A 24,381-nucleotide genomic window follows, 5' to 3' on the forward strand; every position below is an offset into this window, starting at 1 on the left:
ATGAGTGATAAACAACAGAAACTTAATGTCAAGAAAAGACTTATGTTTAACAAAGAGGAAGACTACTATTTCATAACATATAATGTGTTGGTCTTCCTAAACACATTAGGGTGTACAAGCGAAAAGAAGAAGTTTACCGATTACACGAAACTCGCTTATATTATCCCATTTGTATCCAACAATGGATTATTGGACATCGTTGTGAAGTACAATCTGTTACAAAGACAGCCTTCTAAGGAAGAAACAGAAATCTTACGTGATACCTACATTAAAAGCAGATTGAGGTTAAAACTTCTAACCTCGATCTTTTTTGCCTTGGAACATAATCAAATCATCGGTTTAAAAAAGAATGATAGAAGAAGTTGTATTGACATATGGATTAACAAAGATAAAATTCCAAAAATGTTCCTACATGCATCGATTTTTAAAATTGAAAAGGAGAACTCATTGAGGATAAAAAATGAGATTCAATATCTAACATCTTTATCCGTTAAGAAGTTGCTTGAGAGCTTGTATACAAGTAAAGGGGTGAGAGTATGGGAAGTTTAGCGATTAGAAGGGTTACTTATTGGGGAGATAAATACCATTACTCTTCACCTGAGTTTGATATGGGACTACAGATTATTCAGGCAAGTAATGGGGCTGGGAAAACTACTTTCAGCGCTTTTATTTGTTATGGGCTCGGAATGTATGTTAGACAGTTTGATTTTAAGGAAAAGGCCGAAATTCATAAAGAAGTATCAAGCGATACGAACAACTATATATTGATAGACATTCTTATTGACAGCAAATTATATCAACTTACAAGATACTTTCAAACCCAACAAAATACAGTATTTATCAAAGGTGAAGATGGTACAGAGGATTCTTTTCCAATATATCGGACAAATAAAGAAGATGTAACCTTTTCAGACTGGATCCTATCCAAATTGGGAATTGAAGTCTGTGAAATCTATCAAGGAACTAAAAAGTTTAAAATCAACTTTTCCGACTTATTTCGATTAATCCATTATGATCAAGAAACAAGTGTATCGAAAATTTACAAAGAACATCGAAATGACAACAACTTTGTTTCTGACTCAACTACTGTAAGAAAAGTAATCTTTGAATTGTTAATTGGGCATCAGTTTTCTGAATATTATGCGATGATGGGCGAATTGAACAGGATTGAACGCGAAAAAGATACGCATAAAGCTACATTAGACAGCTACTTAGATATGACCAGTAAGATGGGATATCAAGTAAATAAGATGAATCCAGAAGAGTTAACAAATCAGATACGTGAATATAATCATCAGCTTGAAAAATTGAACTTTTATCGAGAAAGTTTGAAAGAAAAGCGTTATGATTCTTCACAGTTGAACAACCACGTACGACAACTAAGAAATGAGTTAGTTCATGCAGAAACTCGATATTCAGAATTAAAGCTGAATAAAAGAAATACTTCACTTGAATTGAGTGACCTGTTGCAATTAAAAGAAGACATCATACTGGAAGCCACTCAAATTAAAAAAATAATATTGGCTCATCAGGAACTCAACCTATTCTCTCCTAATACTTGCCCTTGCTGTTTAAGGGATATTCAGAGGCAGGAGAATCATTGTATTTGCGGGTCGCCGATTGACGAAACCCAATATGAGAAATTCTTTTATGATTCAGAGGAATACCTAGATATTCTGAAATCGAAACAAAAGTCAGTGGAAACAATTGAGGCAGCCATAGGATCGTGCAAAGAAGAACTGTCTTATTTTGAGGATGAGCTTGCTCGCTTTGATCTGCAAAAGGAAAAAATCATGACTCAGCTACGTCAAGTTGAAAAAGATCTACAGTTAAACGCTAGCGATAGCGAGCTTAATGCAGTAAATGAAAAGATTCTGGAGGTAAAGGAATCTATTCAAAGTATTGAACAGAAGAAAACTCTTTATGAGAAATATGAAGAGTTGGACAATAACCTTCAAGATGCGAAAGAACAACTTTCAGAGCTTAAGCAAAAGTTAGCAAAAATGGAGATTGGGGTTAACATTTTGCTTAAGAAGCAAGTTGCCGAGTTTAGTGAAATATATCGTGAGTTACTAATTGAGGCTGACAAAGATGTAATAACTGCCTATATAGACGAAGATTATATGCCTGTGATTAATGGTGGCGTATATAGACAAGCTAGTTCAAATGTAGCGAAAAGATTTATCTATTTTCTTTCCTTGCTAAAAATGGCTATCACGAATGATGAAATGCCTTTCCCTAGATTTTTGCTTATCGATACTCCAGAGAACCTAGGGATAGACCGAGACAACTTAAATAAGTGCCTCTCGCAGATATTGAAGGTAGTAGAAGGTGCTACAGATTTTCAAATCATTCTAACTACAGGTCTTGGTAAATTTCCCTCTGAATTAGAGGAGTATGTTGCTGAAACTTTGACCTCAGATAAGAAATTGTTGAAGGAAAGAATTGCAGAGCAGAAGACCGAGGTAACCAAACAAGATGGAACTGAAGATGAGGAAGAAGAAGAAGGTACTGAAAAAGAAGATAGGGATTGATGAGATTTTTTGTGTATAATAAGAACAATACGGCAACAGGCCTAATGTTTCAAACTGCTCTAAATGGAAATGGTTTGTGGTCAAGAATCTGGTCAAGAATTTTGATTTTTTTCTGTTTCGTCATCCTCGAACAGAAAACAAAAAAAGCGTCTCAACCCTTGATACGACTGGGTTTTCGATAAGGAATCCCGAATCCCTGAAAACCACCAAATTATCTTGACAGGGTGGGGGTCGCTGGTTCGAACCCAGTCCGGATCACCATATATCGAACGTTGAAGCCCTTGGTAATCAAGGGTTTTTCTTATTTTTGTAGCGCCCCTGCTTGTTCCCCTTTTGTGCGAACAATAGCAAATTGGTGCCGAAATGGTGCCCTTTATTCAACTAAAGATTTCTTGGTGCCATTTGGTGCCGAAAAGAACATTTCCCCGAAAGCTTCGATCGTTTCCTTTTGCATGTGCGGTGTAATGTGCGAATAGCGATTCAACATCTTCACACTTGACCATCCCATACGCTCCGCAATTGGCTGCCCCTGCTCGATTTTTATGAATGGTTAAAAATTACATCTGATTTAACGAAAAAGTTTGAAACATAACTTAGACCGCCTATGGGCGGTTTTTCCTTTTAGACCAATATGTCGATCACAGCGGAAAAGACGCTGGCGACCCGGCGGGAAGCATATACCTACAATGTGCCAGCTGAAGTGAAGGTAATCACAGCTGCGGTTTATACGCAGGATGACCGTTTCGAAATCGAAGTTGTACTGGTGGCTGGACATTAAGCAGTAGCAAATTGCCAAGCCAAGTATGGGGGCTTGAAAGTTCAGATCGAAGTGGTTGAAACAAAAGAACAGATCGATGCAATCAACTGGTAGGAGGTCACGTGCATGTTTCGGGTGGTCTGGAACAGGCCGCCTGGTGAAAACAGCGACCTTGGTATTATGGAAGTACCGCCTGTCTTCTGTCGCCTACATGGTTACGGAGCCAGAAGGCAATACTGGCTCCAAACAGTACCTGTAAACAAGAATGCCCTCTGGCGAAATGATATTATCCCCTTTAAGTAGACACTAATAAGAAAGCCCTTTACTGTTTAACTTGGAGGGGAATTTTTATGGGCCAAATAAAAAAGAGCTACTCCCTTGAATTCAAACACCATGTAGTAGAAAAATTTGAACAAGGGGCTACATATAACGAGATTAAAGAAACATATGGCTTGATTTGAGGATGTTCCGAAGAGGGGTAAGGAAATACCGGGATAATGGGTTAAAAGGACTGGAAGATAGAAGGGGAAGACCGAGAAAAACAGATGGCACTTTTGAAAAGCTGCTACCCCCAGGAGAGAGGATACAACGACTTGAGGCAGAAATAGAATTCTTAAAAAAGCTCTTAGAAGCCAGAAAGGGGGAAAGCAGGCAAGGGAGAAAACGGTAGAATTTCAGATCATTGCAGAGATGGCAAAACGGCATCCTGTTTCTCTCCTTTGCAAGATCGCTCATGTTTCGAAAAGCGGTTATTACAAGTGGTTACGATGCCAGGAACATCTTACAACTAAACATAAAGGAAGAACAGCAGATAAGTCGTTGATTATCGATGGCTACCAAAAATCCAAGGGTATCTATGGATATCCACGAATAAAAGCTTGGTTCCGACAATCACATGGCATCCCACTCAATCACAAGTGAGTGTATCGACTGATGAAGGAGATGAGGATTCAATCGCGTATTCGCAGGAAACGGAAGTTTTTTGGCCGTAGAGAGCCTGGATAATGCTTGTATCGAAAGCTTTTTCAGCCACCTCAAAACAGAATGTTTGTATTTAAATGTTTTTACTCAGGAAGAAGGGGGGAAGAAGGCAATACAACAATACATACGCTTCTATAATTACGAGCGTATTCAAGTCCAGCTAAACAATCTGAGCCCGGTTCTTTACCGAACTCAAATTGCCTAGTATTCACTGAAAATAATGTATTAGACTTTGAAAATCTAGTTGTAGATTAAGAAAATAATGCTTTAGACTAACTTAAGCCATTACGCTAACGGGCAGCGGCAGGATAACGACAGTAAGGAAGCGAAATCGATTGAGGCAAAATTTTCATAATTTTGGATCTTGGAAGGAGAAGAGAAATGGCAGAGATTCTTTTGTTTCACCACTCATTGGGACTAACAAAGGGTATTAATGATTTTGCCGACGAGCTCAGACGGGCAGGTCACACTGTTCATGTTCCTGACCTTTTCGACGGTCATTTGTTTACCATGATTGAGGATGGCATGGCCTATGTCAATGAGATCGGCTTCGAAGAGATAACAGAGCGAGGTATACGTGTGGCCAGTGAGTTTCCGCGTGAGATCATCTACGCGGGGTTTTCGCTCGGTGTGGTTGCGGCTCAGAAGCTCGCTCAGACTCGTGAAGGTGCTCGTGGTGCATTGTTGTTTTACTCTTGCGTTCTGACCTCGATGTTCGAATTTCCCTGGCCGACGGGACTGCCGGTGCAGATTCACGGCATGGACGCTGATCCCTACTTCGTTGATGAGGGCGACATTGAGGCGGCACGCGAGCTCGTGGCTACAGCCGATCATGCCGAACTCTTTTTGTACCCAGGAAATCAGCACTTCTTCGCAGATAGCAGTTTGCCGTCATATGACGCCAACGCAACGACGCTGCTGTTGAAGCGTGTACTCGAATTCCTCCAGCATTTGGATAACTGAGCGTTTGCTTAGGAACAGTCACATTCATGCGGGTAGCCAGTTACGCTAATGGGTTCGATAGTTCAATAAAAACAGCGGTGAACTCAAGACTTTATTATTAGGTCTTAAGTCGCCGCTGTTTCATATATTAGGCTTAGTCTAAAACTTAATTTTCAACGAACACCTAAACGAGGGCTTGTTTCAAACTGTCTACTTGACAGGGGGAAGACCAGAGTTCCGCTGAGGGATGTTTGATTTTACAGTTTTTTACAATATGGTATTGGTAGAACTCATCGCGGTCAGGCATTTCGCGATTCGCTCTGCGATACGCGTCAGCGATCATTTCCCAATTGTAAACCACTTGCGGTATCTAACGTTCCTTTCCGCTGGTCCCAATCTACATCTGTATCCGGCAATTTGTTTAGGAAAGAAGAAACGCTAACCACATCTTTGTGATCGAAGTTTTCCAGGTTCACATAAAGATCGGTTCAGCTTGCGTAGGGATAGTGAAGTGCCACCAGAGGTACAAATGACCCACCCAAAACCTCAATACAAAGGGCGGCGGTTAGCCACCATTTTCTGATAAGATCGATAAGTCGCCAACTGTTCGTTTCCCACCTGCTTTTCATTACTGTGATATAATGAAAATAAAAACAATGGGGTGTATTGTTGAAGAGACAATTTTTGATGATTGTAAGTGATGTAACCAAACCACAAATAGATAGCGCCAGCGAAGCAGTAAAAGATTTTAACGAATTTATTGACTTGATTCCAATTGAGTCTAAATCTGATGGAGGCTATAGCCTGTACCTCGATATTCAAAAAGGCGATGTTCCGATAACAGTTTCAGATACACGAAAATTCCTGAGAAATTGGTTTATGCCTTTAAAAATAGAATGTGATTCAAATCCACGAGACTTTTATTAAAAGTCTTTTTTTATACAAAGTAAGTAAGAGATGTGGGGCGCTGGTTCGAACCCAGTGAAAACTTCTTTTGACTGTTCCTTGATGAAGCTGATTGTCGAGTGGCTCCCCGATTTATCCAATCGGCTGTTTTGTTATCACTTGCTACGTGGATTCAAATGTTGCATTCAAATCCTGTAAATATTTACGCTTAATTGGCCCGTTGTAAATCTTCTTTGTTATCCGTTGATGGAACGCCGTGTGCGATGAAAGTCGCCTGTACGGTGTAGGCTCGTTATAAACCGAGAAATAGAAAAGGGATAAGGCGAGAATAGCGATACGACACCACCAACGGTCACATTTGTGAATCACGATTATCGGATTGGAGCCACGGATGCTGATCTGAAGTTCAATGTGAATGAGGATGGAACCCTCTATTTTGTTGTAGTTCCTAGCAATGCTTCCGCACCGAACAGCTCTCAGATTAAGGCAGGAACTGACGGACAAGGGAACCTTGCAGTTGATAGCGGTTATATCGCAGCGAGTTTTAGTAGCCCAAATAATGTCCATCTAAGCGGATTGACTCCTGGCAATACCAACTACACTCTTTATGTAACAGCTGAGGATGCAGCTCACAATGTTTTTTCGCCTATCGGTTTGCCTTTCTATACTGGTACTGCAGATTAGACAGCACTCTAATAGCCATTACTTTCGAAGTCGCTCAACCGAGCGGCTTTTTCTTTTGGAAAGGGGGAAGGAACACGGTTGTTCTAGAATCACTTGGAAGTTGGGTGCAAAATACGAGTAAAGTCTTGGATCAGGATCATTTTATTTACTTGTTCACTCATCCAGGCGCGGACTGTAACAGTGCACCTGTCACATTCTCACCAGACGGGCCAGTAATGGCAGCAGGACATGACGCTTCAACAGCTTATGCATTGATTCCGCTAAGTGCTAGTAGAATTGTGTCACTTGGATCACTCAGCAGAAGCGTTTTCCAGAAGATATGGAAGACGGGTGACGCTGCTTGACCTACTGTACCCGCATAATTTGATCAAGTTGATTGAGACGGATAGGCCAGATAAGTATGATGTTGATAAGCCTGACAATTTTATCGATAAAGAAACGTCTACGGCCTTGAAGCTGGAGGGCTGGAAACGTGAAGCCGGCTTGAAGGCAATTGACAGTGTTTGACTGCCAAAAGACTACTGAACAACTCGAACGCCTGGAAAAAGCGATTGACCAACGATCCAGCAGGCGGACTGAGCGAGTTGCCCTGGCTCATGTTTACGATGCCTGACCGGATGACAGAAAAAACATAGCCCTCCGTCCAGGGGATAACCGGGGAGGGCTGTTGCCTGTTTGAACAACTCCATGAGCATTTCATCTATCTTTTGGCAACCATTGAAAACAACCCTAAATAACCTCAAAGTGGCAAGTGCAATGTATAAAATCAGGTATCTCAACCATAATAAAACAGCCTGAAAAGACTTATTTCCTATGAACAGAGGAGCAGATGAATATGAAAATCAAGCGACTGCTTGCGTTACTGTTGACCTTGGCACTCGTTTTTAGCATGATGCAGGCAGTAGTATCCGTGCAAGCTAAAGAGGGGAAGGTAGCTGATTCAGTTTGCCTCAGTCCCAAAATGGTGCAGTTGAAGACAGATATGCAGAAAGTCTGGATCGACCATACAATATGGACGAGAAGCTACATTGTCAGTGCCATATCGAATCGTCCAGACCAGCAGGACGTTTTGGACCGACTTTTGCAGAACCAGCAGGATATCGGGAATCTGATCAAGCCTTATTATGGGGAAGCCGCCGGAAATAAGCTGGCTGATCTTCTCCGAGAGCATATTTTGATCGCTGGGAAAATTGTAGCGGCTGCCAAAGCGGGCAATCAGGCGGATGTGAAAAAGCTGGAGGCGGATTGGCATAGAAACGCTGACGATATTTCGAAATTTTTAAGTGCAGCGAATCCGAACTGGCAGTTTAAAACGCTGCAAGATATGCTTTATGCGCACCTTCAATTGATTACGGAAATAGTCCTGAACTGTCTCAAAGGAGATTGGAAAGCGGATATTGCAGCAACGGACAAAAACGAGATCCATATGATTCATTTGGCGGACATTTTGACAGAAGGCATCGTCAAACAATTCCCTGAAAAATTTTAAACGGGTAGCTATAGGGCAGTTCGACGCTTCAGCAAAGCTCCACAAGTGTGGAGCTTTTTTTATTTGCATGTTCGTATTATGTTCGCATATAATACAAACAAACGTTCCTATCTGGAGGCGAACAGCATGAAAAGGCAACTGCAAAGAGCCATACAACAGCATCAGTACATCCGGATTATTTACCTTGGCAGTGACGGCCGCACTACACAGCGAACTTTGCGTCCCATCGAAATTTCAGACGACCGACTAAAAGCGTACTGCCTCACGAGAAAAGCGCCGCGTGTCTTTGTAATCGACAACATCCTTGCGGTACAGTCAGTGGCGAACCGCCATGCTGTCTGATCTCTTGTAACATATGGAAGGGTTGGTGTGTTGAGAGGGCATTCCAGATAGACAATCCGTTCTCGATCCGATTTGTTCTGCCGAAGCAAAGAGAAGGGGTCCTTCAGCTGAAGAAAGACAAGAAACTGGTAAAATGCCTCTTTTAAGTGGGGTACTTCCCGTCAGCAAGGTTCATATTTTTTCGGATTTCGACCTGGTCGTTCCACTACGGGAGCGTCTCTGTGATGTACTTCTTATCTATGTAACGGCTGGACATTTTTGTGATGCTCTGAAAGTGGATTAGTTCCAGCTGTGTAACATCGCCGCTGAGGATGTTTCGCGCTGCGATTTTGAAAAAATTTTCCGCTCACGCTTCTTCATGCCTGTTACCGGTTACCTCTCGTCGTTTATTAAAATCTTTCTCCCGATGTCCTTACTTAGCGAAGGCGCTATTAAGCGCTAAACTAAGGAGGAGATTGTGATGATGAAAAAATTTCTGAATTGGGCCCGTCGTTATGGCAATTGAAATGATCATCCATTGGTTTAACTGATCTTCTGGCATGGGGCTGGGAGATTCAATTATCCCGCCATTCATCAAATCGCGCGGGTTGAAACGATAACTTTAGTTAGCTGCAAGATAAGCTTGCTCCCTTTACCCTAAATCTGCCCGTTGTAAATCGTTATCTTCTTATTTGTTGATGGAACGCCGTGTGCGATGAAAGTCGCTCGCACGGTGTAGGTCCAGGGCGACCTGGAAATAGCTTATCAGTAACAATCGAACAGACAGCACTAAGTGCGGAGCAAGTCCAATTTAGATGGAGGTGGTCAGATAGCGACTATGCCGATTACATGGTGGCTTATGTAAATGGGCAGGAATACAGGGTCTTCAATTACGGGGAGACTTATGGATTTGGTGCTATTAAAACATTACGTGCGGATACAAGCTATGACATCACGCTTCATTTTTACAAGAATAATGTCAATATTGCCCAAGGCGAACTGCATATCGTTACACCGCACGATGATACAATTGCTCCAAACGTGAATGCAATGCTTGGAAATCACACATCGACCACGGCAGATTTTGAGGTTTGGTCAGATGAGCCCGGGACTATTTACTATATGTTCGTTAGGGACGCGGATTTTAACGTTATGCCTAATAAAAGTTTGATTATGGCCAATGATCCGAGAATCGTACGATCTGGACAATTGAATGTAACAGCCGATCAACGGAAACAGGTGCTTTTGGATGGATTTACTATTACCGAGCCAGGATATTGGACACTTTATTTAGTATCGGAGGATTCGGCGGGTAATATTTCAAGTATCCAAGGAGCAGGGTTTTCTCTGTGAAAAACGTCGATACTTTTTTCAGCAAACGGGATGTGACTGCTTGCGGTCAACAAAACGGTCATGTCGTTTGTTGATCCAAACAAATTAGTCGTTGGCGGCTGATCCTTAGGATTTATCTGGGGTTTTTTCTTGGAAAAGCTTGAGTAAAGTGCGGAAGAGTCGGTCAACCGAGCGGCTTTTTTGACAAGGAAGATGAATAAAGGTAATGAGGACATTTGCCAATAACTGCCCTAATCACCAGAGGAGCAAGTAAGAGAGGCACAATCGAGCTGGACTTCCTTCCTTTATGGCTTATGGCTCGCAACGATTTCGGTCGTGCCAAACATCCCAAATTGAACAGCCTGAAGTGGCTGAACGTCTAATCGAGTGTCAGCTAACGGGTAAAGATTTTGGCGAGAGAATTTTTACATTCGTACCGCAAACAAGGGGGCAGGAAACAGGGCAGGCAAGATAGCAAATGTTTTGGCAGAACGGAACAGCGGGTGTTGACCATTCAACAACTTTTGCATTACGGCAAATCTAGATAGGTTCTTGATGCCCCTACCGAGTTATTTCATATTTGACTTCAGAATAATTGTGAATCATCAATTCTTCATGCAGAAGATTCCCAGTTCGTTTATCAATGACTCTCCTCCGTATTTCGTTCTCTCTAAAATTCTTCCGTCTATATGATGGAATTGATGATTTCTTTCTTCCAAATGGTAGGAAAAGGGCAACTCGTTTTCACAAAAGACAATTCCTTTTAGATGTTGGTCGGTTAGCCAAACGTGAAATTGAAATTGATCATTGGTGGGATTAAAGAAACGCAAATCCACGTAATTAAAAAATACGCTTGCCCCACTCCCAAAAGGCAAGACCCTATTCTCGTCTGGAAACGGATCAAAACTATGATGATGTCTCTCCGTGATTTCTAACGGTGTATGCAAGGCAAGCCAAAAAAGCAAATTCGCTAACTGGCATAATCCTCCCCCAATACCTGTCTTCACTTCACCTTGCGATAACAACAATCCGTCAATACACCCTTTGCTCGCTTTCGGTTTCCCGATTAAATGCCAAAACGAAAAGGTTTCACCTGGCTTCAAAACAATCCCGTCCATGGATTTTAGGGCAATGCGTAGATTGGTAATTTTATTTTCCTGTAACATCGGATCGGATGTACCCAATTTTCTCCTTAAAAGCGATTGATGTCGTTTGACTACATGGGGGAAGCGATCAACCATTCGCTTATTGGCAAATTCACAAACAGATTGCGAGTCGTTCTCTTTAAACGAAGCTGAAGGATTCTGAGTTTATAGACCAAAGGCATTTTAACTGCGAACTGTTTTATCATTGAGCGGTCACCCATTACCAATTTGATTTTTGCGTGCGATGGAGCTTCGGACAACTTGAACAGTTGCGAAGGTCGGGAGTAATCCCAGACTGCTCCTGCCAACCGAAAATTATACCATAATATGGATTCCTGATGTTTTCCATTTCGCGCTTCTTGCGATACAAAATTTTGAGCGCGGCGATCACTGACTAAAATGGGACTATCCGGACAGCAAACAAAAGGCAGCCGAGCTTGAAACGAGAATGAAAAGTCCGAAGCGCCAGCTGCCTTTTTGCAAAAAACGCACGTCTCCCGGCTTGACGATCGTTGCTCATTGCGGGAACAGGCTCGGACATTGCGGCGGGAAAGCAATGGGCGGGCAACGGAAAGATGGGGACGGGACAGGAACCGGGAACGAGTTTGGACGAGGTGCGCAAAGTTTGGCGAGCACTTCCAGCTTCACATCCGTTTCCACCTGGATCTGCATGCAGATGACGATGTCCATGACGACCCTGCCGTCCAACAGTACATGGCTGCTCGGCGTACACTCGCTGGCGACGATGTGGTAGCGGATGTTGGAGGCATTCAGAGGCTCGGGCAAACAAAGCGCGATTTCGCTGTCGAGCTGGGCAGGAGCTGAAAATTCGCACAGCAGCGCGCCGTCGGCAAATACGCGGATCAACTGCGTAGAGCGAAGCAGAAAGTGGACGATGCCCATTCGCACTGCGTTTCCGTAAACGAGACTGGTGTCGCGGCGGATGCTGATAATCGAGCAAGCAGCGTCTGAACAGCACGGTGGCTGGACGTGTCCGGATGATGGTGGAGCAAGCGGCGCTGTACATTGGATATCGATACGCTGACCGGCCAGGATTGCGGCTTCCACCAGCGGGCGGCACTCGTCTGGAATCCGGACTTCGTTTCGGCCCGAGAGCGCAGTGTAGACCCAGTCGTATATTTTGGGGACGCGGATGCAGACTTCGAGGACGTTGATAGGGATCGGCGGAGCTGGCACGATGATTTTGACGATAAATGCGTCCAGATTCCCTCCAAATAAAGTCTGCGCTGCCCCTGGAGTAATGGGAAACGGAACCGGATCTGTTTCAGGAGTGGAAGTGATGCCTGTCACGTAGGCGTTTCCCGATCCATCTACGGAGATGCCGAAAGCTTGGTCGTCTTGCCCGCCTCCCAAGTAGGTGGAATAGCGGAGAGCGTTGCCTGCGGTGTTCAGGCTGGTCACGAATGCATCGTGGCTGCCGCCCCCGTAGTTGCGTTGAAAGGCATTCAGTGTGATCGGAAAAGGGACGGGTGCTGTTTGAGGTGTGTTGGTGATACCCGCCACGTAGACGTTTGGCAAGGAATCAAGTGCGATCCCGAAAGCCTGATCGTCCTGACTGCCGCCTAGATAGGTAGAAAACACAAGCGCGCTGCCTGTCGGGTTCAGCTTGGTGACAAACGCATCTAAGAGCCCCCCTCCGTAGACCGTCTGGAAGGCGCCCGGGGTGATTGGAAAAGGGACGGGATCGGTCTGGAGGGTAGCGGTGCTTCCGGCCACGTATGCGTTGCCTGCCGTATCCACCGCGATGGCAGCTCCTGCATCGTTTTGCCCGCCGCCCAGGTAGGTAGAGTAGACAAGCGTGCTGCCAGTGGCGTTCAGTTTGGCAATAAACGCGTCAGAGCTGCCTCCCCCGTAAAGCGTTTGGAAGGAACCCGGGGTGATCGGGAAGGGAACGGGATCGGTCTCGGGAGTAGAGGTACTTCCCGTGACGTACGCGTTTCCCAAGGAATCGACCGCGATGGCGGCCCCGGAATCGAACGATCCTCCGCCCAGATAGGTAGAGTAGATGAGCGCGTTGCCCGCGGCATTCAATTGGGTGACAAACACATCTGTGTTCCCTCCAAATGACGTTTGAAACGCGCCGGGAGTAATGGGGAAAGGTGTGAAATCCAATTGAGAAGTTGCCGTAGTGCCGACGATATAGGCGTTTCCGGCGGCGTCGACGGTAATACCCGAGCCGAAATCGATGGAATCCCCGCCAAGGTAGGTGGAGTAAACGAGGGCGTTGCCCGCAGGGTTCAGTTTGGTAACGAATGCATCCAGCGCTCCGCCAAAAGTCGTTTGAAAGGCCCCCGGAGTGATGGGAAACGGAACCGGATTCGTTTGAGAGCTGTTCGTGTTGCCTGTGATGTAGGCGTTTCCCAAGGAGTCGACGGCGATAGCCGAACCTTGGTCGATCCCCCCTCCACCAAGGTAAGTGGAGTACAGGAAAGTGTTTCCGGCGGGATTCAGTTTCGCGACGAATGCATCCGATGTCCCGCCAAATGTTGTTTGAAAGGCCCCGGGAGTGATGGGAAAAGGAACGGCAGCCGTTTCGGGAGTGTTTGTAGAGCCTGTCACGTAGGCGTTCCCCGCTGCATCGACCGCGATCGCAAAGCCGATCTCGAAATTCCCTCCGCCCAAATAGGTGGAGTACTCCAGCTCAGGATCGATGACGAGCGGGTAATACGGATCGTAGTCAGCTCCGATCTGAAAGCGGATGACGGGTGCGCCATCTAGTTGCTGTTCGAGCAAAAAGGAACTGCCGACGCTTGCCTTCCGCCCGCCGATCTGCTGGTAACTGAACGGACGTGCTTCGCGAAGCTCCCCGATTTCGGTGTGTATGAGGAGATTCCCTTGCTCATCCAGAGACAACGATTTTGCTCCGCGATAGGCAAAACGGATGTCTGCCACCTTCGCACCGGGCTGAACGACAAATTCGTATTTGATCCGGCCGTTATCCCCTTGAAACACGAGGTCAATTCCCGGCCACAGCTTCGGATAGACGACGTGCTCATACGTAGGAATATTTGTATGCCATTTGGAAGAATCGTTGCCCTTCAAATAGTTGACTGTCCTTGTAGCGAGCTTGCGGCCTGTCGGCTTTGCTGCCGGGTTGGAGTCCAAAAACGCCAAAGACAGCCGGACTCCGCGTACCTGCTTGTTCCATTTCTCCGCGGATTGAGGAAAAATAGAGCCGAGGGCTGCTGTGGGCGAAAAATCTCCGGCAGGCTTCTCTTGAAACGTCAGGAGAACTTCTCCCGGCATGAAGTACGCTTCATAATCGGCTCCTTTTACGTAATAATGAAGTCGGGAATCCGCCTGGCCGACATTCGGGACAAAAAAAGGACGACTTTTTCCGAATGTCTGCAAAACCTGCTGCCTGTTGTCATTCGCGATGGGCATCGAATCACTCCTTCCGTAAACGAGGTGCCTTATTGCTATACGTATGTACCGCTGTAGGTGTGTGGACTGGGCGAGTGTTTATTTTTGCCGCATGGACAATTTGTATTAGTTCCAGCGGTGACAAATACGCATATTTGCACAACTGTAATGTCGCTTGCAAAACAGAAGTATTTCAGTCAAATCAAACCGCTTTGTGCTCAGGAAGTGGAAAAAATCATGAAGGATCTCTCACCGATATCTCTGCCAACGTCGTTTTACGATAATGGACGATCGGATAATCGGGAGGGGCAGACAGCGAAAGTGCCAAGCTGATTCAGGGAACGTGAATGCAAGCGAGCAGCCATCGGTACATACGTATCAGCACATATGATTGTTGTGTGCGGCATTGCGGCTGAAGACGACGAGGAACATCGATAGCTGCGATCAAATGGGGGGAGTTCGGGATGAAAGCAATTACCATTCACCAGCCATGGGCGACGCTGATCGCTTTGGGCGAGAAACGCTTTGAAACTCGGAGCTGGGGTACGTTTATTTTTATGTGCAAAATATTGTTGTGCGTCCGGAGTTTCAAAAAATGGGGATAGGGACAATGATTATGGACAATCTCATGCTCTATCTAAAAGAGAATACTCCCGACCAAGCTTTTATCGGTCTCTTTTCGTCTAACGAAGGCAAGAAACTGTATGAAAAATACGGCTTTCAGCAGTACCCTGCTTTAACCGGAATGTTTCGAGTAGCGCCAATTTAGCTAGTTGTAGGCTCCTCCAAGGTTGGGGGAGTCTTCGTTTTTATCTGTTTTATCATAGTCGTGAGGCTGCTGCGTGGGAAATATTCCCCGAAGTCGCACTTGTTTATCTATGGTTAACATCCTACATCGTCTGCGGAATAATTCATGATCAGCCGCTAAAACTTTGTGCAATGTTGAGTGAATTGATCGAATCGATAGGAACTTCAACTGTTAAATGATGAGGAAATCTAGTGAATATCCATGAATCATATAATAGCTGTAAAGGCGTAAGTACATAAACGGCGCCCTCATGGAGGGTGCCGTTTATGTTATTTGCTATATTCCATGACTTCAAAGGATTGGATTTTGTTGAAGGCTACGTAATCTTTTCGTGATGTAAACGGCCCCTTATTAAAGTTCTTTTCAAATATGTATGTTTCGTTGCCGCGTCCATCTGCACGATTATTATACCAATTAATGAAACTTTCTACTTCAGTTGAAGATAAATCAAATTCTTTTTCAAGACCACTAATCATTTTAATAACAAGTAATGCACGCTCTCCAGCTGGCGTAGGATCGGGAGTTGGATCAGGATCAGTGTTTATGAGTGTGTCTCCGATCATTTCCAATTCCATAATTCCTACAGAACTCCCAGTCGGATCATAATAACTATTTAAAACGTTGATACGATAGTATCTAAAGTATTTCTTATTATTCGTTTCTACTGTTACTGGAATTCTATCATTTTCTAACTTCCCTTCGGTAACAAGGGCCCATGTTGTATTATCATTTGACCCATATAATTTCCAGTCCTTGATAAGTGACTTTACGGAGTCATTGTGGAACAAAGGGGTTATAGTAATTTGATTAACCTTCTTTTTTTCAGTTGAACCGAAATCAACTTTTAAAAAATGGCCGCCTTCAGGCGGTGTTGTTGCATAAACGTACCAAAAATCTAAGTGATTAAAATCAACAGAATCATCAAATGCTTTCCATCCATAATCATTACGTCCACCAGACCCATAATGGGCGCTTTCACTAATGACGATGGGAGCAGGTTTATCGAAGTCAGTCATTGCTGGAACAAGATCTTTAGTAGGCTGTTGATCTTCTGCTAAAGCAATGTTTTGTCCCGAAAATAAGATAGAAAATGCCAGTACAAGACTTACTAAAATTGAGTTATACCCTTTTGCAAGACGCACAAGAACCCTTCTTATTTTTCAAAAAAAGATAATAGGAACCAATAAAAATATAGAGCACTGAGTTAGTTTTTGCAAAACAAAATATGGAAATTTTTTGAGCCTAAGGTAGAGAGTTTTTCTTAGTTAAGTCTAAGCAACATTGTTGCCGAGATGATTTTATGGACGGACGATTACAATCAAAGTCAGGGGCGGATCAGGCAACTGAATAGGGCCTTATTGCATCATCGTCACAAGATGAGAAATGCTGAGCGGATTCACTGATCTAGCAAGTAACCCACTTAGCAGTAATTAAGAGAAAAGAAGCCCCAAAGGGACTTCTAACGATGCCCTCATCTTCTAGCTACATGCTTTGCATTTGCTATACAAGCAGAAGAGGGGGACACTAAATAAGTAGGTTTAATATTCTCGCTATTATTACGAGTGCTCCAATAGCAAACATCAAGAATCCAATGATTTTAAATAACCAATAATCAAATTGGCTATGAGGATCGCTTGCTGATCCAATTATTCTAGAACGTAATTTTTGGACGTCCTTGGTTCTGAACGCAGTGAAAAAACCTATAGTGGAAAGGATTACAAGTGCGATTAATATCCAAGGCGAGTCATTCAAGAAATATACACTCCTACTATTGATGATTTAATTTGATTAACCAAAAATAGATCGAATTACTCTTTCGACAATATTTCTATCGTTACTCTCCTTTTCTTCTCGGTCTCTTGATCTTTTTTCTCTAAATAGGTCCTTTACGTCCTCAACAATGTCTTTAACAGGCTCTACAATGTCCCTTTTAATATCGAGAATTTCTTTAGTTCCTCCGTAAGTAATACTGCCACCAATTGGTACTTTTCCTGCTACACCAACTTCGAGTCCCGTTGGAGAACTACCTGTAGAACTGTAAGGTTTAGTGAGCCCTCCTGAAATTGGTCCAAGTTGTATGCTTTCATTTATTGCAGTTCCTGAGATGAAATCTTCTGGTTTAATATCATCAGGTATGTAACCAGCTTTACCACTGAATCCGACGTCAAAGCCAATCCCGATATTTCCTCCTATGTATACCTTTCCGTTTTTGTCAATTGTGATTGCGGCACCACCACCACCGCCTGCAATTGCACTTCCACCAAATGAAATATAATCAATTTCTCCAACAGGACCTTCAAAAGTATTTGTTGAGACCTTTTTCTCTTGTTTTATGTATTCAGACTTAGAATTTGTTATAGAAGGCTGAGAAGGTTGATTGCTAAGTATTTTGATTAGATTCTTATTGGGGAGCGTAGTCTGTGCTTTCAGCTTAAGTATGGCATAGGGGTCATAGGTGTCTTTGTTAGATTTCGGTTTAGTATTGGTATAACCATGTAAATCTTTATCCTTATCTCTATGGTCTTTCACAACAACACCATGTGCTTCTTTATCTTTGTCAATACGTTCTTTTACAACAGGCTCTTGTTTTGAGGATTTATTATCGGTGGTTATTGAGCCTGAGTTCCCGCTATGAGTGCCTTCTGGAATGGATTTGGCGATTACTGTTGATTTCGGTTGGACAGTCGGATTTTTTTCATTTTGGGGAGTGGACAGGGCTGGTGTGACTTGACTGCTCTTATAAGCTTGTTGTGCTGCTGGACTAATTTGAACGGAGTCACTTTTTGGATTTGTGGTTGTTACGGCTACTTCTTTAGGCGGAGAGGCTGGTTTAGTTGGAACTGTAACTTTTGTAGTTTGCGAAGTGTTACTTTTGCTAGGTGTGTAATCACGAATAGATATATTTTTTGCCATAAATGCCTCACTCCTATATCATTATTCAGAATATATTAGGAGTATCGGAGAAAAAACCAAAATTGTTAATATTTAGTTATTGGTTGGTTTGAGATGCTTTAACTGATAAGCTAAGCAGAAGATATTATCCTTTTGCAAGGCAACTATGGTTTCCGTCAGATAAGACGGTTCTTCATTTCAAACAAACAAGGAAATCTGTTCGGCGATTTAACCAATCTATATATACCTGTGTTATTGGAACCAAAACTACTCGTTGGTGATGTTCCAAGATTGAAGGCTACAAAAACGACCCGCTGTGTTCTCAACCCCTAAACTACAATGAAAAGTAGAAGAGGTTGAGAGTGCTTCTATGATGAGTGGTTCCTTGACCGATTGCAGTATCGATAGCAACTTGCACCTACGACATCGACGGCTCTCTAAAGTACTGCAAGGGATTTTTGTCCTCAGGCTCTACACCGCCAAGCCTTCGCAACACTTCCTCCGCAAAATCAAGATAATTGGAGCCTGTAGCTGTAATCACGTTCTTATCGATGACAAGCCGTTCATTTCGCTTGTTTTCCCAATTCATCACGTGCTCGTATTCCAGATCGCTCGGTTCAATAGAGGCAGTATAGGCAATTTCATTGAGAATGGCGGCTGCGCCGAGCAAGGAAGGCCCACCACAAATCGCTGCGATTAATTTGTTTTGTTCGTAAAATGACCGAATAACTTGTATCAATTTTTGGGCGTGCAGAAACGGATGGGGGGCGCCGCCCGGAATAACCAGGGCTGCAAATTCGTCAACATCGATATCTTGAACGGATCGGGCAGGAAGGTAACATAGCGTAGATAAGGCTGTAACAGCCTCTCCTTTCGGCTTGGTCGAAAAAGTAACAAGCGTGTAGTCGGTTCTCTTGAGTGCCGTGACTAATGTAATTACTTCAAATTCTGCGAATGAGTCGTAGAGGAACAGCAGCAGTTTTTTCAATCCAATCATCCTTTTGCGGTTTGTGGCGCTTCTTTTGTTCGTTGAATTGTGAATAGTATAACATTTGGGTGCGTCTACGACTTGCTTTTGCATGGAAGTGCTGAAAAAGAAAAAAAGCCCCAAAAGAACTGTTAACGATGGCCAAGCCTTCTTGCTGTGCGCTTCGATTTCATTACCAAGAGGTTAATGGTACAATCGATGCAGATAGCGATAGAAGAAGACGCCGGAAAACGACGAGGAAACGGGGGAACAGCGTGTCTTTTGTATTATTTTTGCCAATTGGGTTTATCGCGGTGGTTGTTGCCATTGTCATGGCTTTTGTCGGGATGAGGAAGGACGCGCAGAAGCAAAAGAATGAAGCCAAACGAATTTTTAAGAGAATGAACATCATTGCGGCTGTAGGATTTGTTTCCATCGCGCTGGGGCTTTTTGCTCCGAGTGGACAGAATGAATCGACGGAAAAGGCAGTTCCGGCCAAGGGGGCGGAGGAGTCCGCGGTCCTTCCGGCTGAAAAATTGGCCGAGCTTGAAAAAGTGATGCTAAAGGACTATCACGAAAACTTCTCGATGACATCGTGGTACCAAAAAGAGCTGAAACTGGCGATCGCGAAGGGCGAGCAAGGTTTTTACAAGCTTGGCCTTTACACCGGATTGACGGAATCAGAAGAAAGCAAGAAAATCGCTGATCAGCTGACGCATCCGTTTTTGGGCATGGTCAATGAAAACGGAGCCGTGCTCCAGGGGCACGTGCAGACGATCGATGTTTTTGGAAAAGAAGATAAGCTGTTACTGAGCGTCAAAAATCCGATAGTGAATTAGCGAACGAGGCGGCTGCGATTGCGCCTCTTTTTTGTTGGCAGAGTGCGCCCCCAATCAGAGAAAAGCGCTTTTTCATGGACTGTAAGAACGTGTATCAAGCCAAAGAATGTTATCTTTTTGGGGAAAAGATGAGACGAATCAAAAGTATTGTTGCGAGTAGTGTTAAAAAAAGCTCGAAATGTTGGTCAATAAAGATGCCTTTGTATGAACAGACGATTTGAACCGTGAAGTAAAGCGATAACATCAAAACTAGCGCCAAAAAGTAGCCCCGCTGATTTCGCCAGTAGTACAAATAAATGCCCTCCTTTTGCTTGAAATTGAAATTCGAATTGATTTCGTTTATTGTAAATTATACCAATTTATGAGCGCTCAACAAACAAACTCCCCCAATTTTACAAACGGAAGTGAACATACGATGATCCCCTTGAAAGACTACCCGCACACGAAAGAAAGCCTGCTCCACTTGCTAAAGCAATCATGTGCCCAAGCAAACTCGCACACCGCGGCGGAACTGGCGGAATGGTGCTGGCTTTTTTGGTCGCGCTGGAGAGCAGATGAGGATGACTTGTTTCAGCAGACAGACGAATTGACCATAGACATCGTCATGGAGATTGCGGAAAAGTGGGTAAGCCAAGAAGGAGCACACGCTGCCCACGATGTGCAGTTCTCCAAGAAACAACTCGCAAAGTGGCTGGAGCGATTGGGGGAACATTAACCAGAGCAGGGAGAGTGCAGATGATTCCCGATGATGTAAAAGAACGGTTGAAAAAGAAATACAATCTGGAGGAACCAACGCCATTCAACTCGGAGCAACGACTCCCACCTCCGAGAAATAGGACAGAATATCCGGCAACTACAGAGTTTCATATAGACCCATACAAAGGGGCGGGAGAGCTGTTGCTTGGCATGACTCCCGACGAAGTGCAGGCCGCGCTGAATTTTCAACCTCGTGCGGGCTTTCATGGAAAAAACCTCATGAATATTCCTTACGAGGAAGCAGAAACGTTTGTCAGGCAATATGATCCTGACATCCAAACGAACGGAACGGGTTTTGTTTCATTAGCATTGGGCTTTGGTGTTTATGCCGAATTTGCCTTCGAGAACACAAGTCTTCCCGTTGAAACCGTGTGTGTATTTGAAGAAGGGTATTTTGCTAAGAACAAGGAATAAAGGTGATGCCGTCTTCAAGCCTAAAAAACGGCCAGCATGTCGAGGGGATGGATCAGAGGGGCGTAACCGCGTAACAAGTTGGTAAGACAAGATGCCTACTCGTAGTGCGGCGCCGAAGGATACATATAGTCCAGCAACTCGACCAGCCCCCACAAAAACAGCAGCATGACAACGAGACACAGCCATTTTCCCGGCAGCGACCTGACCTGTACGATTACACCCCAGGCAAGAAGAAAGATGACGACAAACACGGCAGAGAAAAAGTCATACATACCGAGCGCTCCTTTCGCCATGAAGTACGTGTTTGGATGAGATTGGTTACAGGCAGCGGCAGGTGAACAACCAGGCGAAGCGGGCAAGAGACGCGAGAGCAAGTTTAATCGGCAGCGAAAAGCTGTTTTTATGACAAAACAAGCATCCACATGAAAAGGCACTAATCTTCGCGGAGGCGCTTATGGCTTATACATACGACCAATTTACGCATGATTTGTTCCAAGGCAGAGAAGTGGAATTTACGTATAAAGAAAAACGCTACTCCATCACGAATACCTCAAACGGCCGCTGTTTTTGCCAATATGGCGCGGAGGATGCCGCATGCTTTGCCAACCCGCAAGAACTCATTGCCAGGGTCAGGATTGAGGAAAAGTCGTTGGAAATGCTGTTTCGATCGAATGAATTTGTTTTGGAAGTTCTCTATTAAAGAAGCCGGATTGGTAAATACACCATTTCGCAGCCGTTTTTCAGTACATCCGTCAACAGCCTCCGGGATATCCGGGGGTTTTTTCAGGTATGCGGGACTTGGTTCATTTCATGAGGACAGAAAGAGCGAGTCGGCCATGGCAGAAATGGCAGGCGAGGGGAGCGGAGCAGAGAGTGGGCAAAGTGCGATTGGACAGGGGGAAAAAGCTGGGACAGGCCAGAAACAAACAGACCAAAGACAAACAGACAAAAGAAAAAACCAGGGAGCTGCTCCACTGGCATTAGAAGCGTTATGCACGCACAAAATCCGCAAGCCAAAAAGAATAAACAACAATCCCGAAGAACAAAGCGACAATGCCTTGCGTGCGATTCCCGTATTTCAAGTGAAACACACCCATCGCCAAAAAAGAGAAGAGCAGCCCGGAAATCGCCCAAAGCACTCGCGGCTCGTTGCGAAGCTTTGCTTCTCTGTACAGTCAGATGCTCATTAAGATACTGATAATGGGGGAAAACATAGCTTGCACCTCTTGAAAATGAAAGTAAGTGGCACTCCGGCTGCATGTGTGCTGGTTGGGAAATTTGGCTTGTTTGCATTAGAAAGTGGATGGTGGATGCGGCTATAAAAGGAAGCCAGCGGCGCGTGCAAGGTAGATGCGTCTGCAAAAGGAAGCCAGCCCGAGCAAGGTGCGGATGCACCTGCACAAGCGAACCACCTCGTAAAAAAAGCCCGAGACATCATCATGCCGGGCACATCCTGGAAAGACAAGTCCACCTTTTTATGCGAACCATTCCATAATGACTGAAAGCGAGACGACAACCATGTACACGGATTCCTGGATTTTTTTAAGCACCTTGGCACCTCCTCATGCTTATCGCGCTGCCCACGCTTCCACTTCTACTTTCAATGCTGGCTGGGCCAGGGCAGAGACGTAGGCTACTGTGGTCGAAGGCGGATTGCCGCCGTGAAATTCGGTCCAGATTGCCTGGAAGCTGGTGCGCTCCAGTTTCTCGGTCATCCAGATGTTGATTTTGACAATTCCGTCCAGCGAGACTCCCTCGCTTTGCAGGATGAGGGTCACATTTTGTAAAGCGAGACGCAATTGTTGTTCGACTTCATCGGGGAGGTTGCCAGACGGGTCCATGCCAACCTGTCCGCTCAGCACCAGTAGCTCGGCATCTCTTGGCAAGATCGTCAAATGCGTGTAGGAGCCTACAGGTGGTGCAACCGTTTCGGGGTTTTTTCGAATAATCGTCAAAATGTTCCCTCCTTTTTGTCTGTTCCATTATACCACAAACTGGGAAACGGATGAGAACGGCCCGCTTGCGGCCGGGAATGGGAAGTTCCCGTAACGCAAGCGAGTGAGGACCGTTAGTTACGTGCATCGGCAAGGAAATAGGAAGGAAACAGCAAAGAAATAGCAAGGAAATGAAGAAGAAAATTAGCAAGAGCATTCTTACAACCAAAGCGTGGCGAATCAATCATTCGAGCAGGCGGATGAAAAAGCTGACCAGATTGAACGCACCCGCAGCAAAAGTCAAACGTTCCCTGCCTTTCCTGACAAAAACTACTCTCGTCTCCCACAACCAAACTCCTCTTGTATCCCTGCCAAAAATGCCCGAACCGCCGGAGTCAAGTAACGATTTTTTAAGTAAGCTAAAAAAACGGTTCTTTGCAAAAATGATGAATCAATTTTCTTCCGCACAATGGACGGGTCGCTTACGCCAGCCAAATAGTTTTCGGGAATGATCGTGATCCCCAGATTTTCCCGGATGAGCGACAGCGCGGTTTCGAAGCGTTCGATCTCGAATTTGATGCGCGGCTCCACATCTTCCATGGCAAAAGCCGACAAGATGTTTTCCCGAGTCTGGAAGCCTTCTGTGCTGATGATAAAAGGCTCAGCCACCACTTCTTTCAGCGAGACGGACTCTTGCTGCGCTAACGGATGGCTCCTGTGCAGGACAAGCACCAAATTCTCGATGTAGAGCGGAATTGTTTCGAGATCGTCTTCCTGGATAGATTGGTTTGTAATGAGCAGATGGGTGTGGTATTTGCGCAAGGAATCTTTGACAGCCTGTCCGCTCAGCACTTCGATCAGCTTGATATTCATGGACGGGAAGTGTTCCTGATAGTTGCGAATGACTTTGGGCACCCAATGCTTGGCCGACTCGATGATGCCGATGATGAGCTGGCCGCTCCCGGTTTCCTTGACTTCCTCCATTTCCTTTTTCAGCGTGTCCATCTGGGAGAGAAGCAGGATCGCCTTTCGGTACAAAATGTTTCCAGCGTCCGTCAGCTCGATCTTCCGCGTGTTTCTTTCCAGCAGGGGCGAGCCCACCTCTTGTTCCAGATTTTTGATCGCGTTGCTTAGCGAAGGCTGGGAAATGTGCAGCTTTTGTGCGGCTTTGGAGTAGCTCAACAAATCGGAAACCGTGACGAAGTAATGCAATTGCTTGATGTCCACCTGAGTCGCTCCTTCGGATTTATAGCTTCAAGCTATTAATTTATTAAAATTATATATTAGTCATAATAA

The 24,381-nt window shown here is 44.7% G+C and carries 25 protein-coding genes and 1 pseudogene; 18 read left to right on the top strand and 8 right to left on the bottom strand.

What is annotated here, in order from left to right; translation table 11 throughout:
• The 11 genes from IRJ17_RS13865 (at position 1) to IRJ17_RS13905 (ending at position 9,967) form a co-directional block, all read left to right on the top strand.
• A complete protein-coding gene (locus tag IRJ17_RS13865) occupies positions 1-549 on the top strand; it encodes a hypothetical protein (RefSeq protein ID WP_242775058.1) in 549 nt (182 codons plus the stop codon).
• Positions 537-2,534, top strand: a complete 1,998-nt coding sequence (locus IRJ17_RS13870) for a hypothetical protein (protein WP_242775061.1) — start codon at positions 537-539, stop codon at positions 2,532-2,534. Before IRJ17_RS13865 ends, IRJ17_RS13870 begins: the two co-directional genes overlap by 13 nt.
• Positions 2,535-3,165: 631 nt before the next feature.
• Entirely contained in the window at positions 3,166-3,312 is a 147-nt protein-coding gene (locus IRJ17_RS13875) for a terminase gpA endonuclease subunit (RefSeq protein WP_242775063.1), read from the top strand.
• Between the two features lie 669 nt (positions 3,313-3,981).
• Complete coding sequence (locus tag IRJ17_RS28290) at positions 3,982-4,212, top strand: IS3 family transposase (RefSeq protein ID WP_373926276.1); 231 nt, start codon at positions 3,982-3,984, stop codon at positions 4,210-4,212.
• A 127-nt stretch (positions 4,213-4,339) separates the two neighbouring features.
• On the top strand, positions 4,340-4,477 hold the full coding sequence (locus IRJ17_RS28295; RefSeq protein WP_423751968.1) for an IS3 family transposase: 138 nt from the start codon (positions 4,340-4,342) through the stop codon (positions 4,475-4,477).
• A gap of 176 nt (positions 4,478-4,653) precedes the next feature.
• On the top strand, positions 4,654-5,235 hold the full coding sequence (locus tag IRJ17_RS13880; protein ID WP_242775066.1) for a dienelactone hydrolase family protein: 582 nt from the start codon (positions 4,654-4,656) through the stop codon (positions 5,233-5,235).
• Positions 5,236-5,901: 666 nt separating this feature from the next.
• Entirely contained in the window at positions 5,902-6,141 is a 240-nt protein-coding gene (locus IRJ17_RS13885; protein WP_122964845.1) for a hypothetical protein, read from the top strand.
• 339 nt (positions 6,142-6,480) lie between these two features.
• On the top strand, positions 6,481-6,804 hold the full coding sequence (locus IRJ17_RS13890) for a hypothetical protein (RefSeq protein WP_242775069.1): 324 nt from the start codon (positions 6,481-6,483) through the stop codon (positions 6,802-6,804).
• Positions 6,805-7,639: 835 nt separating this feature from the next.
• Positions 7,640-8,293, top strand: a complete 654-nt coding sequence (locus IRJ17_RS13895; protein ID WP_242775072.1) for a glycosyltransferase — start codon at positions 7,640-7,642, stop codon at positions 8,291-8,293.
• Between the two features lie 126 nt (positions 8,294-8,419).
• On the top strand, positions 8,420-8,635 hold the full coding sequence (locus tag IRJ17_RS13900; RefSeq protein WP_122964847.1) for a WYL domain-containing protein: 216 nt from the start codon (positions 8,420-8,422) through the stop codon (positions 8,633-8,635).
• A gap of 687 nt (positions 8,636-9,322) precedes the next feature.
• Complete coding sequence (locus IRJ17_RS13905) at positions 9,323-9,967, top strand: hypothetical protein (RefSeq protein ID WP_242775075.1); 645 nt, start codon at positions 9,323-9,325, stop codon at positions 9,965-9,967.
• A gap of 584 nt (positions 9,968-10,551) precedes the next feature.
• Here the strand turns inward: IRJ17_RS13905 and IRJ17_RS13910 are convergent.
• On the bottom strand, positions 10,552-11,112 hold the full coding sequence (locus IRJ17_RS13910; RefSeq protein ID WP_242775077.1) for a VanW family protein: 561 nt from the start codon (positions 11,110-11,112) through the stop codon (positions 10,552-10,554).
• A gap of 495 nt (positions 11,113-11,607) precedes the next feature.
• Positions 11,608-14,496 carry a BMQ_0737 family morphogenetic spore coat protein gene (locus tag IRJ17_RS13915; protein ID WP_242775079.1) on the bottom strand — a complete coding sequence of 963 codons (2,889 nt, stop codon included), beginning with the start codon at positions 14,494-14,496 and terminating at the stop codon, positions 11,608-11,610.
• A 443-nt stretch (positions 14,497-14,939) separates the two neighbouring features.
• Here IRJ17_RS13915 and IRJ17_RS13920 point away from each other — a divergent pair.
• Together IRJ17_RS13920 and IRJ17_RS13925 are read left to right on the top strand one after the other, a co-directional pair.
• Positions 14,940-15,023, top strand: a pseudogene (locus IRJ17_RS13920) (ASCH domain-containing protein); the annotation flags it as partial.
• Positions 15,024-15,085: 62 nt separating this feature from the next.
• Positions 15,086-15,244: an alanine acetyltransferase gene (locus IRJ17_RS13925; protein ID WP_341276026.1), complete on the top strand. Its 159-nt coding sequence runs from the start codon at positions 15,086-15,088 to the stop codon at positions 15,242-15,244.
• A 308-nt stretch (positions 15,245-15,552) separates the two neighbouring features.
• Here the strand turns inward: IRJ17_RS13925 and IRJ17_RS13930 are convergent, their stop codons facing one another.
• The 3 genes from IRJ17_RS13930 to IRJ17_RS13940 form a co-directional block, all read right to left on the bottom strand.
• On the bottom strand, positions 15,553-16,425 hold the full coding sequence (locus tag IRJ17_RS13930; protein ID WP_122964853.1) for a discoidin domain-containing protein: 873 nt from the start codon (positions 16,423-16,425) through the stop codon (positions 15,553-15,555).
• A gap of 646 nt (positions 16,426-17,071) precedes the next feature.
• Positions 17,072-18,196 (bottom strand): hypothetical protein, encoded by a 1,125-nt coding sequence (locus IRJ17_RS13935; RefSeq protein ID WP_173599833.1) that lies wholly within the window; start codon positions 18,194-18,196, stop codon positions 17,072-17,074.
• A gap of 397 nt (positions 18,197-18,593) precedes the next feature.
• A complete protein-coding gene (locus IRJ17_RS13940; RefSeq protein WP_167470314.1) occupies positions 18,594-19,163 on the bottom strand; it encodes a DJ-1/PfpI family protein in 570 nt (189 codons plus the stop codon).
• Between the two features lie 254 nt (positions 19,164-19,417).
• Between IRJ17_RS13940 and IRJ17_RS13945 the strand changes: the two genes are divergently transcribed.
• The 3 genes from IRJ17_RS13945 to IRJ17_RS13955 all read left to right on the top strand — a co-directional run bounded on the left by IRJ17_RS13945 (position 19,418) and on the right by IRJ17_RS13955 (position 21,151).
• On the top strand, positions 19,418-19,981 hold the full coding sequence (locus IRJ17_RS13945; protein ID WP_242775083.1) for a hypothetical protein: 564 nt from the start codon (positions 19,418-19,420) through the stop codon (positions 19,979-19,981).
• Positions 19,982-20,396: 415 nt separating this feature from the next.
• Complete coding sequence (locus IRJ17_RS13950; RefSeq protein WP_122964858.1) at positions 20,397-20,696, top strand: hypothetical protein; 300 nt, start codon at positions 20,397-20,399, stop codon at positions 20,694-20,696.
• A gap of 20 nt (positions 20,697-20,716) precedes the next feature.
• Positions 20,717-21,151, top strand: a complete 435-nt coding sequence (locus tag IRJ17_RS13955; RefSeq protein ID WP_242775085.1) for a hypothetical protein — start codon at positions 20,717-20,719, stop codon at positions 21,149-21,151.
• A 95-nt stretch (positions 21,152-21,246) separates the two neighbouring features.
• Here the strand turns inward: IRJ17_RS13955 and IRJ17_RS13960 are convergent, their stop codons facing one another.
• Positions 21,247-21,423 (bottom strand): hypothetical protein, encoded by a 177-nt coding sequence (locus IRJ17_RS13960; protein WP_242775087.1) that lies wholly within the window; start codon positions 21,421-21,423, stop codon positions 21,247-21,249.
• 182 nt (positions 21,424-21,605) lie between these two features.
• Here IRJ17_RS13960 and IRJ17_RS13965 point away from each other — a divergent pair, with 182 nt between their 5' ends.
• Positions 21,606-21,851 carry a hypothetical protein gene (locus tag IRJ17_RS13965; RefSeq protein ID WP_242775089.1) on the top strand — a complete coding sequence of 82 codons (246 nt, stop codon included), beginning with the start codon at positions 21,606-21,608 and terminating at the stop codon, positions 21,849-21,851.
• The gene (locus IRJ17_RS13970; RefSeq protein WP_217023023.1) at positions 21,823-22,341 is read left to right on the top strand and encodes a hypothetical protein; all 519 of its coding nucleotides are present in this window, start codon (positions 21,823-21,825) and stop codon (positions 22,339-22,341) included. Before IRJ17_RS13965 ends, IRJ17_RS13970 begins: the two co-directional genes overlap by 29 nt.
• Positions 22,342-22,719: 378 nt before the next feature.
• Here IRJ17_RS13970 and IRJ17_RS13975 read toward each other — a convergent pair whose 3' ends face one another.
• Together IRJ17_RS13975 and IRJ17_RS13980 are read right to left on the bottom strand one after the other, a co-directional pair.
• Positions 22,720-23,106, bottom strand: a complete 387-nt coding sequence (locus tag IRJ17_RS13975) for a RidA family protein (RefSeq protein WP_242775092.1) — start codon at positions 23,104-23,106, stop codon at positions 22,720-22,722.
• 309 nt (positions 23,107-23,415) lie between these two features.
• Entirely contained in the window at positions 23,416-24,312 is an 897-nt protein-coding gene (locus IRJ17_RS13980) for a LysR family transcriptional regulator (protein WP_242775096.1), read from the bottom strand.
• Positions 24,313-24,381 lie beyond the last annotated feature (69 nt).

The organism is Brevibacillus parabrevis (genome assembly GCF_022701015.1).
Taxonomy (GTDB): domain Bacteria; phylum Bacillota; class Bacilli; order Brevibacillales; family Brevibacillaceae; genus Brevibacillus; species Brevibacillus parabrevis.